We start from the raw sequence: 16746 nt of genomic DNA, 5'->3' as shown, positions 1-16746 counted from the left end.
CGCCATGTTTACGCCCGGACGATTCAGCCTTGCTCGTCGACGGAGGGGACTGACCAAGAAAGCATTCGCCGAGGAGCTTGGCGTTACCCCTCACACTATTTTGCGTTATGAAAGCGGAGACATAGAGCCGCCTGATGACGTTGTGGAAAAGATTGCAAAATTATTGGATTTTCCAGCCGCCTTTTTTCATGCGCCAGACATGGACGAGATTGTGGCGGACGCGGCGAGTTTTCGTAGCCTTACCGCTATGTCTGCCAAGGATCGAGATTCGGCGCTTGCTGCTGGAACGCTTGCCTACGCTTTGTCAGATTGGGTGGATGAGCATTTTGCACTACCAGAACCGGACCTTATTGACCTATCTGGAGAAAGCCCTGAGGTTGCTGCACGCTCGCTTCGCCAAGAATGGACGCTTGGCGAACAGCCAATCAAAAACATGGTGCATCTATTAGAAGCTAAGGGAATCCGCGTTTTCTCTTTGGCCGAAAATACAAAGACAGTCGACGCTTTTTCTGTGTGGAGAGGTGAAAGACCATTTGTCTTCCTGAATATGATGAAGACGCCAGAGCGCAGCCGCTTTGACGCAGCCCATGAGCTTGCTCATCTCGTGCTTCATAAGCACGGAGGGCCGCAGGGAAGAAAAGCTGAAGAACAAGCAGATCAGTTTGCGTCTTCATTTTTGATGCCGGCGGCCGACGTGCTTGCGAAAGTGCCTCGTCTTCATGCGCTCAACCAGATCGTTGAGGCAAAAAAACGCTGGTCCGTGTCTGTTATGGCAATGATTCATCGGCTCCATTCGTTGGATATAGTATCAGACTGGCAGTATCGAATGTTCTGTATTCAAGCGACTGAAGTTGGTTACAGAACCGCAGAGCCGTTTGGAATTGGGCGCGAACAATCTGTCGTGTGGCAAAAGGTGTTGACTGCGCTTTGGAACGAAAAAGTCACGAAGAAAGAAATCGCCGAGCAATTGAGCGTCCCACAGCGGGAGATCGAAAATCTGCTGTTTGGCCTAGCCAATATGCTTTCCGACTCTGAAAGCGAACGCCCCGCACGAAGTCATGGGACGCTGAAATTGATTTCATAATCTTGATTTGGCTATTTCCCGATTCGCTGGGTTGGTTTCGCGCCGCCGTTCTCGGCGATGAATTTGATGCCGGTTGATCGAGGGCGGCGGGCTTCACTCGTCATTTTCGGCGTTCAGATCCTCGACCGGGATTGCTGTGGCCTGGTTGCCTTTGGCGCCGCCTTTCCTCAGCCTGACGCCCGGCCCCTCGCCATTTTCTTCGACGAAGATCACGCCGGCCGCCTCGAGGGCAGTGCGGATGGCTTCGATAGTTCGCGGCTTCAGCTCCTCGCCCGCTTCGAGACGGGAAATAGTCGCCGGCGCCACCTTAGCCAATTCTGCAAGTTCCCGGAGACCAAGCCCGAGCGCGACTCTGGCCATCTTGCACTGCACCGCCAGCATTTTAATAGCACCGCTATAAATTGAGATTGACGCTCTTATATATCGGCTTTAAAAAGAGAGCGCTGATATAAATTCATAGCACAAGCAGTGCTTCCGTCAATGGAGCAACCCAAATGCCGAACCTTCCCGTTCCGGCAAGCGCTATCGGCTTGCCAAATCGTCGCCTATTCCTTGCCGCCGGATCGGCCGGCGCCGTCTTTGGCGCGCTGGCTCACGCGGCCCATGCCTCGCCGGCGGTCTCGCCCGAGCTGCTAGACCTCTTCGAAGCGCATCGCGCGGCCGAAGAAGCATATGGCCTCGCTTGCATACAGGAAGACGAGGCCTTTCTGCGCTTCAAGGATGTCAAGAACCCCGTCGATTTCACGCGCCAATGGCCAGTGAAATGGCGCTGTGACCTCAACGACCCGGCCGGCAGCCGGGCCGAGCTGATTCGGCTGCTGGCGATCGATAAGCAATCGCTTTGCGGGGCGGTGGACCATTCTTTCGGGCCGATGCGCAGGAAGTTCTTTGACCTCTGGAAAGAGCATGTCGAAGACGTCCTCAAAGCCTTCGACGATCTCGCCGCCAAGGTCGCGGCATCCAAAGAGAAGGCGGACTATTCGAGAGCCGAGGCGCAGACCGAACAAGCGTCGAAGGCGGCTGACGCGATCCTCCTGCAAATCTGCGCCTGGCCCTGCGCTTCGATCGCGGAGATCCAGGCCAAGGCAAAACATCTGCTAGAGCGCCTCGATGATATGGAAGGCGAGCGCATCGAGGCGCTGCTCCATTCCCTCGCCAGCCGGCCGACGGCGGAGGGCTGAACCATGGGGATCTTCGGACCGATCGCCCGCGCTCTTTTGGACGAAGGCTGCTCCGGCGAGCAAATCGCGGCGGCCGTGACCGCCTTGGAGCAGGCAAGGGAGCGCGAGCGCGAAGAGCGCCTGGCGCGGCTTCGTGAAGGCGCAAGGCTCCGGCAACAGCGCTGCAGGGAGCGCAAACGCGCCCTCCGTCACGCGTCACGCTGTGACGGCCCGTTACCTCCTTCCCCTGAGGTTCCCCCCAAAGAATATAATCAAACCCCTTTCCTAACCCCTACCTCGGGAGAGCGCGCGCCCGCGCCCGGCCGGTTGCCCGTCGATTTCGAAGCCTGCGCCGAAGATCGAGCCTTTGGCCAGGCCGAAGGGCTGTCCGAGGGAGAGGTTGCGAGGTCCGCGCGGGACTTGAAGCTTTGGGCGGCGGCGAACGCCGTGCGGCGCGCGGACTGGCATGCCGAGCTTCGGCGCTTCATGGCGCGTGACGCCGAGACCAAGCGCGCGCGAGGCGTCGCCGCGCCGGGCGCCGGCAAGGCCGACATTCCAACAGGCATTTGGGTCAGGCGCGATTCGCCGCAAGGCGACGCCTGGTGGACCTATGCCAGGGCCGCAACCGGACGATCGCCGCCGATCGACAAGCGCGGCGGCTGGCATTTCGCGACCGAATGGCCGCCGGCCGTGACAAGCGCAGCGGTTGGAGCGGCCCCATGACCGTCGTCCGTCTCGAAAAGACAAAGCCTCCACGCCGCGCGCCGAGGCGGGAGGCCTCGCCATCGCGCGCCTCGAGGCGCGGGCGCCGACGTCATGTCGCGGCCGCGATCGGCGTCTTGTGCGTCGCGCTGGTCCTGGTCGGCCTGTCGCTGTCGCATCTCGCCGCCGGCGTCGCGCTGGTTACGGGCTCGGGCGAGCGCGACGGCTGGCTGATGGCCATAGGCATCGATGTCGGCTTCGTCGTCCTCGAGCTCGCCATGCTCGTCTCGCCGGCAGCGATCCGGCCGGCCGCAGCGCGCTACGCCGCGCCGGCGATCATCGGAACCCTCGCCATCTCGGCGGGAATGAACGCCCTCGCTTTTGCGGCGCATGCCGAAGGATGGCTGCTCTACCCGGCGATCGGCCTCGGCGTCGCCGTCCCGGCCCTCATCTACGCGCTTACCAAGACGGGCGCGGTCCTCCTTTTTCAAAACCCGGAGAAGTCGAATGTCAAAGTCTGAAAACTCGGCGCCGACCGGCCTCGATTTCCATGGAAGCCGAGTCGGCGAAAGGGCCGCCGACCATCTAACTAGGATAATGACTAGGACGCTGAAATAGCGCATTTCTATTTCTGTATCTAAATCAATTTCTTATGACGTACTTCTGGCGGACCCCCTCTCCGCCAGCTTTCTAGAACCTGCCCGCGATCGTCAACCGCAGCGCCAAGGGCTCGACCGGGTGGAGGACGCGGCCCATGACGCCATTCTCGCAGACGGCCGCCGGCGGCGGGACCGGCCCATTACACGCCTGGTAAAGATTATCGGTCTTCAAAAAGGACCCATAGGCATAGGTGATCTGATCCGACCGGCTGTTGGTTATGTTGAAAGCGTCCAGTTGGATCTTCCAGCCATTTTCGAAATTATACCCCGCGCGGGCGTTGAGGAGGCCCGTCGCCGGAGAGATGAAAGCATTATCTTCCGTCAGCGGCCGGGGTCCGAAATAGCGATAGCCGAGCCCTCCGAACCATCCGGTCTTCTCGCCGAGCGTGAGGTTAATCGTTCCGACGACATTGGGCGCGCCGGGAATGAAATTTCCAGGGGCATTGCCGATTTGCGCCAGCGGGTAGCCGGCGAGCTCGTTGTAGGCGATGGCCTGCCCGTAATCATAGCCGAGGAACCGCGACCGCGTCACGGCCACGTCGGCTTCGAGGTCCAACCAGGAAACCGGCCGGTAATCATTGGTCCATTCGATGCCGATGCGGCGGGTCGGCCGGCTGGGCTCTGTGGTTCCGGCGTCTCCGACAAAAAGGTTTTCGGAAGCGGCGTCGAGGCCGAAAATGGCGATGGCGCTGTTCAGTCCCGCGATTGCCTTGGTGCGGACGCCGATTTCCGCGCCTTGCGTCGGCACCAAGAGGGGCGCCCGATCCAGCCTGCTGGCCGGGTCGATCGGATCGACTTTGATTGTCACGCCGCGAACGTCATTGCTGTGGAAGCCCTGGCCGATATTCATGTAGAATTCGGTTTTTTCAAAGGGCCCGAAGATGACGCTCAGTTTCGGGCCGGGGACGAAGGCGACGGCGTCGCCTGAATTCAGCGGCAGGTTCAGCGCATTGACGGAGGCTGTATAGACATCGCCGCGAATTCCAACGATGGCCTTGCACCACTCGCTCCAATGATAGGTTTGTTGTGCATAGAAGCCGATGCTGCCTTCCCTCACGTGATCCTGCCGGGTGGTCGACAGCCAATGCCGCTGATAGGTGTTGGTGAGGAGGAGATTGATGTCGTCGAAACGGCTCTGCACGCCGAACGTGGTCTCGGTTGGAATGCCGGCGATGACGTTTGATAAAGTGTAAGAGGCGTTGGCCCCTGCGAATGTGCGGGTCTCATGCTGATGAAACTGGTCGCCAAGGATTGGATTTGAGAGGAAGTAGGTGAAATCGTTCCAAAGATTAAGCGCGCTCCTGACCGCGTAAGCATTGGCCTGCCAGGCGTTGCCTCCCTCCGTCTTCGCCCATTGGCCTGAGAGCGAAAAGCGCTGAGCATTGCCGCCGTCGGAGGGGTTGAGGGAGCCATAGAGGCCGATGTCGCTCACCGCCCGCTCAGGGATCTGATCGGTCGAGTTCCATTGGTTGCCATAGGCCATGCCGGTGATCGAAAACCCGTTCAGCGCCGTGCCTTGCGTGTAGCGAAGAACGCTGTTCAGCTTGCGCAATTTGTCGGGATAGGTCCATGGGCCATTGTAGAAGTTGACCTCTCCGGCGTAGAGAAGATTTCCCTCCCCCGCCTTGACCGAGCCAAGGCCCAGATAGCGCAGATAGTCGAAGCTGCCGAGGGTCGCCTTCACCACCTGCCCGTCGAAACTGTCCAGCAGGTTGATATGAACCGCTCCGGCCGAGGCGAAGTCGCCTTCGTCGGCGAAATAGGGGCCTTTTTTGATGTCGACCGAGCTGATCAGCTCGGGAATCAGCATATTGAGATCGGTGTAGCCTTGGCCATGCGCATGGGTGCGCATGTTCATCGGCATGCCGTCGAGATAGATGGCGAGATCGGTTCCGTGATCGAGGTTGAAGCCGCGCAGGAAATATTGGTTGGCCTTGCCGTCGCCGCTATGCTGGGTGATGACCAGTCCGGGGACGATTTCCAGCGCTTGCGCCGGCCGCGCGAAGATGCGCTCGTTGACCTGTTCGCCGGTGACGCTGAAGGCGCTCGCGGCGTCGTTCATGTCGGCCGGCGCCCCGGTCCCAGCGCTTGTCGTCGAGTCGGCCTTCGCATTTTCCACCTCTGGTCCGGACACGTCGACGGTGGGAAGCGCGACGCTCTCCTCCGCTGCGGCATGGAGCGTGAGGGCGCTCATCATCGCCAGCGCCGAACCTCCCGACATCGCTATCCTGGCGATTCGCCGCGCTCGCAATCGATCGGCGCCATGGCTGCCTTGGAGCAAATCACCCTCCCATCATTCGACCATCCGGCCTTCCCGGCGCGCCGGGAGACCCTGCTGAGCCGCTGCCGCCGAACTTTCAGCTCGAGGGGGCTCTGGTCAATTCCAAGCCTAGAAAAACTTCGGCCAAAGCGTAAGCTCTAGGCCAAAAAAAATCATACATACCGTCCGGCTGTTGCAAACGAGCAACATTGGATTGGAAAGATCTAGGGGCCAATGCGGCCCCGCAAGCGCGTTTTGATGCCGATGGTTTGGCCGATGATTTGAAAGCAAGCGCCGGAGTGCGGGGCGCCATCGCAGGCGCTATATCAGCGGCAAGATAGTATTCGGCGGAGCGGCGCGAGAATGCAGGCCATGTCAGACACACCGAAGATCGCCAGGACGGAACAAGACCCGAGGTGGCCGGCCGTCGTCGCGCGCGATCGCGCCTTCGATGGCAAGTTCGTTTATTCGGTCAAGTCGACCGGCGTCTATTGCCGCCCCTCATGCGCCTCCCGCCTTGCCAAGCCCGAAAACGTCGATTTCCATGCGACGCGCGAAGACGCCGAGGGGGCGGGGTTTCGTCCGTGCAAGCGCTGCAAACCGGATGCGCCCGCGCTGGCGCTGCGACATGCCGCGAAAGCAGCGGAGATCTGCCGAGCGATCGAGAGCGCGGAGGACATCCCCAGCCTGGACGCGCTGGCCCGAAAGGCCGGGCTCAGCCCCTTTCATTTGCATCGGATCTTCACATCCGCGACCGGCGTGACGCCGAGGGCTTACGCGATCGCCTGCCGCGCCAAGCGGGTCCGGGACGAACTCGCCCGTCCCGGCGCGACGGTGACCGAGGCGATCTATGCCGCCGGCTTCAACTCCAACAGTAGGTTCTATGAGGCCTCAAACCAGGTGCTTGGCATGACCCCCACGGCGTACCGAGCTGGGGGCGCCGGCGCGGAGATCCGCTTCGCGGTCGGCGAATGCGCGCTCGGCTCCATCCTGGTCGCGCGAAGCGCGCGCGGCGTCTGCGCCATTCTCATGGGCGACGACGCCGATGCGCTGGCCCGCGACCTGCAGGATCGGTTCCCGCGCGCCCGGCTGACTGGCGGCGACGCGGGGTTCGAGGACCTTGTGGCCAAGGTGGTGGGTTTCGTCGAGGCGCCCTCGCTCGGCCTCGATCTGCCGCTCGATCTGCGTGGAACGGCGTTCCAGCAGCGCGTCTGGCGGGCGCTGCAAGAGATCCCCGCCGGCTCCACGGCAAGCTATGCCGCGATCGCCAAGCGGATCGGATCGCCTAAGTCGGTCCGCGCGGTCGCCAATGCCTGCGCGGCGAACGCCCTCGCGGTGGCGATTCCCTGCCATCGCGTTGTGCGGACCGATGGCGCGCTATCTGGTTACCGCTGGGGAGTCGAACGCAAGCGCGCCCTGCTCGATAGGGAGGCTCAGGCGATGGCCGCCTCGGGCGTTGCGCCGGCGTCCCGCGCTCCGGCCTCCCGCAACTGCCGCACGCGGACCGGCGCCGGCGGATGCGAATAGTTCACCAAGGCATAGATCGGATCGGGCGTGAGCGTCGAGGCGTTGTCGCGCGCCAACTTGATCAGGACGCTCACCATCGGTCCGACGCCGACATGGCGGCGCGCGTAATCATCCGCCTGGAACTCGTTCTTGCGTGAAATCCAGTTGCTGGCCGGCGCGATGAGAGGGCCGATGACCGAGGCGAGCAGCATGCACGTAAAGAGCGCCAGCGCGTCGTCGCGGTAGTCTATTCCAAACGAGGGCAGCAGCCACTCCTGCTTGGTGAGCCAGCCGAAGGCGGCCAGCCCCGCGAACAGGATCGCGGCTCCGCGCAATATCGCGTACCAGACGTGCCGATAATGGAAATGGCCGAGCTCATGCGCGACCACCGCTTCGATCTCCTCGGGCGTGCTGTGGCCGATAAGCGTGTCGAAGAGGACGATGCGCTTGGCTTTGCCAAAGCCGATGAAATAGGCGTTTCCATGCGCGGTTCGCCGCGAAGCGTCCATGCTGAAAAGGCCGGACGCGCGAAAGCCGCAGCGGGCCAGCAGCCGCTCGATGCTCAGGCGGAGGGCGCCGTCCTCGAGCGGCGTGAAGGTGTTGAAACGGGGCGCGATCAGCCGGACATAGACGGCGGGCGCCGCAATCATTATGGCGACGAGCCCAAACCAGGCCCAGAGCCACCATAGGCCGGCGAAACTCCGCATGATCCAGAGGCCGGCGAAGACCAGCGGAACAAAGACCGCCAAAGAGATGGCCCACCCCTTGAGCCGATCGGCTATGAAGGTCCGCGCATCGGTCCGGTTGAAGCCGAATTTTTGCTCCAGGACGAAGGTCTTGTAGATGTCGAGCGGAAGCTGCGCGACGATGCTTACAACCGCAGTCGCGAGCAGAAACAGGACGCCGAGCGTGAGGGAGGGCGGGACCGCCGAGGCGAGCAGGCCGTAAAGCAGGCCGATGCCGCCGAGGGCCCAGGCCAGGGACAGCGCCCATTCCAGCACGGTCTCGATCCGGGCCAACCGCTCGCACGCGACTGTGTAGTCGGCCGCCCGGCGATGATCCTCGATGGCGACGCTCGCCGCGAAATCGGGCGGGATGCGGTCGCGGTGCTGGAGCACATGCGCGACCTGCCGCGCCGACAGGTAAAGCGAGAGCGCGGTCCAGCCGGTCGCGGCCAGGATGAAGGCGGTAACGAGCAAGGGCATTGCGCAACTCTCCGCTTCGCCGCGGTCGTGGCGCGGCCTGCGCAGACATATAGGCGCCCGGTTCGATGTCAACGAGGGCGAAGGCCGACAAGGCGCCGGCCTATCAAGGGATTGTGAAGCGGCCGCGACGGCGGATGCGGAAGCTGGACGCCGCTCCAGGGATCTGCTTCATGAAGAGTAGGCGAGCCCGCGGAAGCCTCGCCAGGGCGTCTTTGACGCCGGCGGGTTGCAAAGGAAAGGAGTCGCCAAGCGACTGATAACACGTTAACCTTTCATTCAAAAGCATCCTTGATCGGGGCGCTGGCGCTCCGCCACTCTTGCAAGGCGGCAGCCTTACTTCGGAGGCCATGTTTCATGGACATGTTGACCTTTTTGAAGGTATTGCCCGGAGCGCTCGGGCTGGCGGGCTTTCTGACATTGGCGACAGGCAAGACCCAGGCTGGCGGCGAACTCGCCAAAGCCATTGTGGCGAAGCTGCGCGCCGCGCCCAATGTGCGCATTCAGGATCTGAATGCGATGAGCCCGGCAAAGCTGCTCGAGGTCCTCGAGTCGGATGCCCGCGCTCGCGCCGCCGTCGATGAAAAGCAGCTGCGGCTGCTTCGGCTGGTTGTCGTCATGCAACAAGGACGAAGGTCGTTTGCGCTGTTCATTTGTGTCGCGCTCATCGGGCTAAGCGCGTGGCTCGTGCTCCGGCCGCAGCCGCCCGATCATGACCCGCCGCAGCCGGGCGAGCAACCCTACATCGCCAAATAGCCGCCGCGATTGGATCCTGCGCGGTTCGGGGCGTCAGACCCGCGCTGCTGGGGCGCGGGGCTCGGCAGGTTTTTCCGACGCAGGATTCGGCATATCCGGCGCCGTGAAGCAGCGCCCATTCAGGCGGATCGCCTTCACCTGCAACGCGCCCTTGGGGGCGAAGAGATCGCTAGGGGCGACGATCGCTCCATTTTTCACGTCAAGACCCAAGATCGCATAGGCCGCCGAGAGCATCCGCGCGGCCGAGCCGGTGTACCAGCTCCATCCGCCCCGGCCGGCATATCCGGCGCCGTCGTAAATATCGGCCGGTTGCTGGTGCGGCGCGAGGCCATAGACCGCGAGTGCGTCGCCTTCGGTCTTGCCGATGGGCGACAGCTTGATCCAGCAGGCGAGGGCGCGCTCTTTCAGCTTCGCGGCGAGCGGCGCATCGCCTTTGTCCCGCGCGATTTCCGCCAGGCGCACATAGGCGTCCACCGTCCAGGATGCGCCATGCGAATATTGACCGCCGTTTTCGCGCACGCCTGGCGGATAATCGGCGATGCGGCCGGGATAGGGCGAGGCGTTTTCGTCGAAGGGAGGCGTCAGGAGGAGGATCCGGTCGGCCTTTTCAAGATGCGCCAAGCCGTTTTCGAGCGCCGTGCGGCCGCGCTCGAAATCGACCGCGCCAGAGAGGATCGGCCAAGCCGCCGTCATCGCGCTGGCGCGATCCAGCGCGAGGCCGGAATCGTCGAAGACCAGCACATAGCGGTCATCGAGCCATGCGCCTTCGAGCCTGCGCTTCAGCCTGTCCGCCTCGACGCGGAAACGGTGAGCATCGTCATCGCCTTTCCCGTCCCGCAGAGACTTGCCTTGAGCGATCTTGCTGAAATCTCTCAGGATGCCATGCAGGAAGAAGCCGAGCCAAACGCTCTCGCCGCGGCCTTCGACGCCGGCGCGATCGATGCCATCGTTCCAATCGCCCGTGCCGATCAGCGGCAGGCCGTGCGCGCCCATCCGCGCGAGGGAATAGTCGATCGCCCGCAGGCAATGATCGTAGACGTCGCCGATCACGCGGGAGGCGCGCGGAGCGATGAACAGATCGAGCGAACCTTCCGGAATCGCCGCCCCTTCGAGATAGGGAGCCTCCTCCGCCAGCACCGAGGCGTCGCCAGTCGCCGCAAGGTAGCGCGCGACGATGTAGGGCAGCCACAGATGCGGATCGGAGGCGCGGGTCCGCTGGCCGACGCCGGTGCGTCCATCCGGAGCGTTGTGCCACCATTTCAAGACGTCGCCCTCGGGAAATTGCTGGCCGGCGTGAAGGACGATCTGCCCGCGCGCGAGGTCAGGGTCCAGAAACAGGAAAGGCAGAATGTCTTGCAGCTGGTCGCGAAATCCGGTGGCGCCTCCGCGTTGGTTTGGCCCGGTGCGGCCCCACAGCCGGGAGACCAGGACCTGATAGGGCAGCCAATAATTGACGAGACGGTCGAATGCCGGATTGTTGGTTTCGATATGGATTGCGTTCAACCGCTCGGTCCACCAGGCGCGGGTCGCTTGCAGGGCCTCGCGCGCCGCTGTCGGATCGCTGAGCTTTTTGGCGATCGCGCCGGCTTGATCTCTGGTCGCAGCCTGTCCCAACGCGACCGCGACTTCGATCTCGCCCTCGGCGGGAACCGTCGCGACCGCGCAGAACGCTGCAACCCGGCGGCCGTCATCCTCGCGCGATCCGTCGGCGGCGCCGGTCTCGACCATCACTGGATTGGTGAGATCGCGCCCCTTTGCGCCGATAAACCGCGACCGCACCGTTTCGGTCGTCGCGCCGGCCAGGCTCGTCGCGGCGAAGGCCCAGCCCGTTTTGAAATCGTTGGCCGGATTGCTGAAGAGAAGCGCGCCTGACGCCTCGTCGCGCGCGGTGTCGATGCAGCCGAGGCTCTCGGCCGGCGTCTCCGCGAGGGCGATGTCGAAATAAGGCGCGATCCGGAACGTCTTCGCGGTCTCGGCGCGGTTCTTGATGGTGAGAATGCGCAGGTCGGCGGACCCGGTCGGCGGAACGAAAAAGGTCAATTCCAATTCGACGTCGCGACGGGTGTTGCGGAACGCGACGAAGCCGAGCCCGTAGGTGACGTCATATGTCGCATCCGCCCGGCGATAGGGAACGAACCCGGCGGCGTCGGCCTCTCCGGTGGCGAGATCGACGACATAGATGATCTGGCCGGGAAGCGAGGCGGCGACCGATTCGAAGCGGAATGGCGTCAGCGCATTCTGCCTTTCGTTCCCTGCGAAGGAGTGGATCTCGCCTTCGTTCGATACGACGGCGCCGTAGCCGGTCGCGTTGGCCAGGACATGAGCCCATGGCCGGGGCGTTTTGTGCGTCAGGCGCAGCTCTGTCCCATCGGTGGAAAACGCGAAGGGCCAGGCGCTGGCGGGGAGCGTCGGCGGGGGCTCCAACTCCCGCACGGATTCGAGCGCCTGGCGAAGATCGCTTTCGCTCGGCGCCGCGACGCCCGAATGGTTCGCCACGAGGCGCGCCGCCATGACCTCGTCGCGGGCGTGGCCATTGATGAAGAGAATCTCGCGATTGCCGCCGGCGGGCAGATCGATCTCGATGGTGAGACTCGCCGCCGGGTCGAATGTGTAGAGAGAGCCTTGATCGTCCGGGCTGCGCGGGCGGCCTTCCTCGAGTCCCTGCGGGCGGCGGAGGTCGCCGGTTCCGATGAATCGCGTCCGCGAATCCTCGAAGCCGCGCAGCCGCAGTCCGTCCCGCGCGGCCGCCGCGGCGTGGAAGCAGACCTCCCGCGACATTCGCCGGGTCGCGGGATCATGGAGGAGCCGGTTTCGCGCGAAGAGGGCGTTGATCTTGGGGATGAACCAGGTCTCGATATGCATGGCGCTGAAATCGGGATCGCGGACATAGGAGCCGGGCTCGTTCAGCGCGAGTTCTTGAAAGCTCGTCAGAAGCAGCCGGCGGGGCCGCTTGGCGAGGTCGGTCAGGCGGATTCGCCACAGTTCGACGCAGCCGTCCTCCGCCAGGCAGACGTCCGCCTCGGCGCGGACGGCGCAAAAGCTGTTGACGATCCGCAGGCGATCCGGCCGCGGCGCGGTTACTGAATAATCCGGTCCAGCGGTCCGGGCCGGTTCGTAGCCGAGGCTCCAAGAATCCCCGGCGGCTGTGTCGCGAAGATAAAAGAACCGGCCCCTCAGTTGAAGCGGATCGGTGGGACGGCGAGTGAGGTCGATCGGACCGCCGGCGCGGGCCATCCCGCTCATCCAACTGTAGCCGCGGCCATCCGACAGAAGCTCGAGTCCCATCAATCCGTCGGAAAGGGCAAATCGCGCGGGTCCTTCTGTCACCGCGCGGGGAGCCCCGAGCATCGGCGGTCCTGCAGCGCCTTGCCAGCTCCAGCGCCGGGCGATCAAGGCGGCCGCGACGCCGGCGCCGACGGCTGCAGCGGCGTAGGCGGCGAGGAGGCCTGCGACCGGCATCGGCAAAGGAGGGGAGGCCGCGCGCAGCTGCTCGGCGCCGGTCCATGCCGCATCCCAATCCGCGCCGCGCGGAATGTAGAAGGGAATAAGCAGCGGCGTCCAGGTGGCGAAACGGCGGATTCCTTCCGGGATGACGCGGGTGCGAGCAGGATAGCCGGCGAAGCGGGCCATCGATTCGTCGATCCTGTCGCCGCCGATGAAAGTCAGGTTGACCAGCGTCGCGACCCGCAGGCCCATATGGTCGAGCCAGATCACGACTCGGAGCCAGTCATAGGCGAGAAGGCCAGTGAAGACGGCGAGGCTCGCAGCGCGGAAATCGCCCGCCGGCATGACGAGATTGGCGAGGCTCGCCGCGATGGTGCGAACGCCTCCGTCCTGATTGAACCAGGTGGGGTCCGGCGCGGGACGCAGAAACGAATTGATGACCGGCGCCATCCACAGGCCCCAGCGCAAGACCCTGATCGTTTGCTCGAAAAGGCCCTGGAACCCCACCGGGCTGAACAATTTCTTCAGCGGCGAAAGGCTGCGCTGAAAGACCGCGGCGAGGAAGAAAAAGTTGATGCTGAACAAGGGCGCGGCGATGGCCCAATTGATCAAGCCCGACAAGGATTCGTCATAGAACAATCTGACGCCGCCGCCGACGGGCCCAAGGTCGATCCTGCCCCATTTGCTGAACCAGGGATAGACGATCATTTCACGGATGGGACGCCCGGAGGACTGGTAGGCAATATCGGCGTAGGCCCAGAATTTCGTCCGCACGACCTCGATCTGGGTCGCATCGAAATACCAGCCCAAGGCGGCTCCGACGAGGCCGCCGAGTAAAGCCCCGAGGGCGTAGATGCGCCATGTTTCCAATACTTGACGCCGCCGCGCGAGCGCGAAGAGATCGAAGGCGAGATCGACGCCGGCATATGCGAGGGCCCCGGCCAGGAAAAGCGCCGCGACGCGGCCCCACCCGTCAAAGTCGCCGAACCCGGAGGTCAACGCGATCGCCGCCGCGACGCCGACCACGCCGCCGCGCAAATAGGCGCGCGGATCGCGATAGCTGGCGACAAGCCTGCCAAAGAAGGGCGGAGTTCCATCCGCGCTCGCGACCACTGTCTTGGTGAGCGGAAACAACAATGCGCCGCCAATCGCGGCCGCTAGCAGCGGCGCGGAATAGGCCGCTTGGACCAGCGCCGGATTTCGCAGCAGCGCGGCGGCGGCCAGGAGCAAAAACATAAACACGCCGCCATAGATCGCGCCTTTGACGAAACCGTGCCTCCAATGCCGATAGGCGACGACAAAAATCGGCGGCGTGCCGCTCAGGCAGTCGATGGCGAGGCCGGTGACGACGAAAACCAGCGCCCAAAGCGCCGACTGGGCCAACGCCGCCGCCGTCGCCGCCATGACAACCTGCGCGAACGGTCCCGCCGCTCCAGCGGCTTGCGGCAGTTCGGCAATCATGGGCGTCAGCGCGGCGTGGACCGCGCTCGCGACCAGAAGGGCATGGAGACGCCAGTCTCCCGACATGCGTCCGACGGTGAGAATCCGGAGAATTCCGACCAAAACTTCGACAAAGACAGTCAGGATGGCGGCGCGTCCCAGCGTCTCCCGCAAGCTGTCGGAGCCGATCGCGGCGAATGCCAGCCATCCGCCAAGCTGACGCATGAGGCCATCGGCGCCGAGAGCGAGAAGGAGGTTGAAGAGAACTGGAGCCAGGAGGACCGGGAGGCTCTGGCCGAGCGTCAGATGCCTGCGCCTGCGCGCTTGCGCCGTGAGGGCGCTGGCCAAGTAGAGCCCGCAGGCCGCCACGGCGCCTGGAGTCGAGAGGCGAAACAGGCTGCTCCATTGGGCGGGCAATTGCCAGAGCTGCGCGGTTTCGTCGCGCGCCGCGGCGAAAGCGGCGATCACGGCGGCGTCAAGCGCAGCTTGCGCGAGGCTAGGAGGCTTGCCGGTGAGAGCCAGCTGAAACATCGCCAAGCCGCCCGCGGCCAGCAATGCGGTCAGTAGGACGGCGAGGAGTCCCGGCGCGAATGGCGGGGCCGCGGCAACGGCAAAAAGAGAGGAAACCAGGAACAGGCTCCCAAGGGCGGCGTAGGCCGCGGGGCGCGCCCGCTCGCCGAGCCTTGCTTCAACCATTGCGGCGCTCCAGCGAGAGGCCGCGGGCTGACTTTGCGTTTTGATTCGCCTTCAAATCGCCTCCACTTCGTCGCGCCGCTGGCGCTTGACTGACCGGCATCATCATTGGGGTTTGTCGAGTAGCTCTAGCTCTTTCTTCTGTCGCATTTTCTGACCGCGAACCTTTGTCCGCTTCGCGTGATAAAGCTCTGGAGCGTGATCCAAAAAGGCTCCGATTCTTTGGATAAGATCATGCGCCGGAACAAAGAGATAGAGAGCAAGGTCGATATCCCCTAAAGACCTCGTTCCCTAGAGCCGGATGACTTTGGACGGAATCGCAAGGCGATCTCGTCCAAAGTCTTAAATCCGCCTCTTCTCAAAGAGTTAGAGCATGATGTCATCCGAAAACCGGTTTCCACTTTTCGGCATCATGCTCTAGAGCGCGTCCCGATCACATGGAATCGTGTGATCGACAAGGACCCGCTCAAAATCAAAGAGTTGGAGCATGTCCTGATGAGACGTCGGATATATCCGATGTCTAAATATCGAAAAAGTCGGTCAGCTTTTTCGGGACATGCTCTGAGCCCCGCCCTATTTGCGCCGTTGGCTGCTGGACTTGCGCTCTCGACGGCGTCGCCGGCGCGGGCCGGCCGGCTCGCCTGTCCCGGTCCGGTTTACCGACTGTTAACCATATCATGCGCACAAGGGCGCGGACCACTCCATGGGATCATCCCGGAGACAATCGCGCCATGACCAGTTTGAGCCTCCGAGAAGCCGCGCGGGAAACCGGCGTCAGCAAAAGCACAATCCTTCGGGCGATCCAGTCGGGCCGGCTGGCGGCGCCCAAAAACGATGAGGGCGGTTACGCCATAGACCCGGCGGAATTGTTCAAGGCGTACCAGCCGAGGGCCAAGGTTGACGCGGCGGCTGAGCTTGATCCTATCGCGCCAAAGGAAGCGCTGGCCGGATTGAGCATTCGCCAAGCCGCGCGGCTGGCTGGCGTCAGCAAGAGCACGATCCTACGGGCGATCCAATCGGGCGGGCTGGCGGCGCCCAAGAACGATGAGGGCGGTTACGCCATAGACCCCGCCGCATTGTGCGAGTTCTTCAAGCCTGAAGGCAAGAACGCGGCGGCCGAGGAGGGCGTCGAGCCTCTCGTTCAAGAGGAGTTGCCCGCGGCGCTGGACTCTTCTGCTCCTGAGCTTGCGGCGCGAATGGCGGCGCTGGAAGCCGAACTGCTCGGGTTGAAGAAGCTGCTCGCCGAGGCGACCCGGCCGCGCGAGTCCTGGTGGAAGCGATTGGTCGGCTGAACTCTCTGCGGCGCCGATCCGTCAAAGAGTGCGCATAGCTACCCCCCTTGCTGGGTCTTTTTGGCTATGATCCATTCGCGCCATTGGTCGAGGCCTGCTCCGGATTGGGCTGAGAGGCGGATTGCGCGGATGCCTGGATTGACTTCGCGGGCCATTTCCTCGCAGCGGGCGATGTCGAAATCGACGTAAGGGGCGAGGTCGATCTTGCTGATGATCATCAGCTCGGCGGCGCGGAACATATGCGGATATTTGAGCGGCTTGTCGTCGCCTTCGGTCACCGACAGCACCACGACCTTGGCGCGTTCGCCGAGATCGAACAGGGCCGGACAAACAAGGTTGCCGACATTCTCGATGAACACGAGCGATCCGAACCCCGGCCGCAGGATGTCGAGGCCGCGGCGGACCATGTCGGCGTCGAGATGGCAGCCGGTTCCGGTATTGACCTGCACCGCCGGCGCTCCCGCCGCCTTGATGCGCTCGGCGTCGTTCAAGGTCTGCTGATCGCCCTCGATGACGCTGATCGGCATTTCCGCGCTAAGATCGCGAAT

12 protein-coding genes are annotated in these 16746 nt (G+C 63.3%); 7 read left to right on the top strand and 5 right to left on the bottom strand.

Annotation, left to right across the window (positions count from 1 at the left end; translation table 11 throughout):
• Positions 1-4 precede the first annotated feature (4 nt).
• Positions 5-1084 carry an XRE family transcriptional regulator gene (locus tag DL86_RS13970; RefSeq protein WP_036262670.1) on the top strand — a complete coding sequence of 360 codons (1080 nt, stop codon included), beginning with the start codon at positions 5-7 and terminating at the stop codon, positions 1082-1084.
• A gap of 93 nt (positions 1085-1177) precedes the next feature.
• Here DL86_RS13970 and DL86_RS13965 read toward each other — a convergent pair whose 3' ends face one another.
• A complete protein-coding gene (locus DL86_RS13965; protein ID WP_202899212.1) occupies positions 1178-1465 on the bottom strand; it encodes a helix-turn-helix domain-containing protein in 288 nt (95 codons plus the stop codon).
• 113 nt (positions 1466-1578) lie between these two features.
• Here DL86_RS13965 and DL86_RS13960 point away from each other — a divergent pair, with 113 nt between their 5' ends.
• Genes DL86_RS13960 through DL86_RS13950 form a run of 3 tightly spaced genes read left to right on the top strand, consistent with a single transcriptional unit; the run spans position 1579 to position 3467 of the window.
• Entirely contained in the window at positions 1579-2265 is a 687-nt protein-coding gene (locus DL86_RS13960) for a hypothetical protein (protein ID WP_036262668.1), read from the top strand.
• Between the two features lie 3 nt (positions 2266-2268).
• Positions 2269-2967, top strand: a complete 699-nt coding sequence (locus DL86_RS13955) for a hypothetical protein (RefSeq protein ID WP_036262665.1) — start codon at positions 2269-2271, stop codon at positions 2965-2967.
• Positions 2964-3467 (top strand): hypothetical protein, encoded by a 504-nt coding sequence (locus DL86_RS13950; RefSeq protein WP_156964658.1) that lies wholly within the window; start codon positions 2964-2966, stop codon positions 3465-3467. The genes DL86_RS13955 and DL86_RS13950 overlap by 4 nt, the downstream gene beginning before the upstream one ends.
• Before the next feature lie 169 nt (positions 3468-3636).
• Here DL86_RS13950 and DL86_RS13945 read toward each other — a convergent pair whose 3' ends face one another.
• Positions 3637-5826 carry a TonB-dependent receptor gene (locus DL86_RS13945; RefSeq protein WP_051953455.1) on the bottom strand — a complete coding sequence of 730 codons (2190 nt, stop codon included), beginning with the start codon at positions 5824-5826 and terminating at the stop codon, positions 3637-3639.
• A gap of 402 nt (positions 5827-6228) precedes the next feature.
• On the opposite strand from DL86_RS13945, the gene ada reads away from it, so the two are divergent.
• On the top strand, positions 6229-7392 hold the full coding sequence (gene ada / locus DL86_RS19365) for a bifunctional DNA-binding transcriptional regulator/O6-methylguanine-DNA methyltransferase Ada (protein ID WP_084572926.1): 1164 nt from the start codon (positions 6229-6231) through the stop codon (positions 7390-7392).
• Here the strand turns inward: ada and DL86_RS13930 are convergent.
• Positions 7299-8576, bottom strand: a complete 1278-nt coding sequence (locus DL86_RS13930; RefSeq protein ID WP_051953453.1) for a M48 family metallopeptidase — start codon at positions 8574-8576, stop codon at positions 7299-7301. The two genes, ada and DL86_RS13930, sit on opposite strands and share 94 nt — an antisense overlap.
• Before the next feature lie 354 nt (positions 8577-8930).
• Between DL86_RS13930 and DL86_RS13925 the strand changes: the two genes are divergently transcribed.
• A complete protein-coding gene (locus DL86_RS13925; protein ID WP_036262655.1) occupies positions 8931-9329 on the top strand; it encodes a hypothetical protein in 399 nt (132 codons plus the stop codon).
• A 33-nt stretch (positions 9330-9362) separates the two neighbouring features.
• Here the strand turns inward: DL86_RS13925 and DL86_RS13920 are convergent, their stop codons facing one another.
• Positions 9363-14909 (bottom strand): GH36-type glycosyl hydrolase domain-containing protein, encoded by a 5547-nt coding sequence (locus tag DL86_RS13920; RefSeq protein ID WP_051953451.1) that lies wholly within the window; start codon positions 14907-14909, stop codon positions 9363-9365.
• A gap of 728 nt (positions 14910-15637) precedes the next feature.
• Here DL86_RS13920 and DL86_RS18825 point away from each other — a divergent pair.
• Positions 15638-16198, top strand: a complete 561-nt coding sequence (locus DL86_RS18825; RefSeq protein ID WP_156964657.1) for a MerR family transcriptional regulator — start codon at positions 15638-15640, stop codon at positions 16196-16198.
• A gap of 38 nt (positions 16199-16236) precedes the next feature.
• Here DL86_RS18825 and hypB read toward each other — a convergent pair.
• Positions 16237-16746: hydrogenase nickel incorporation protein HypB (gene hypB / locus DL86_RS13910; RefSeq protein WP_036262653.1), on the bottom strand; the 510-nt coding region annotated here is incomplete at its 5' end.

It is taken from the genome of Methylocapsa aurea (genome assembly GCF_000746085.1).
In the GTDB taxonomy this organism is placed as follows: domain Bacteria; phylum Pseudomonadota; class Alphaproteobacteria; order Rhizobiales; family Beijerinckiaceae; genus Methylocapsa; species Methylocapsa aurea.
This window is presented reverse-complemented; position numbering and strand designations above follow the sequence as displayed.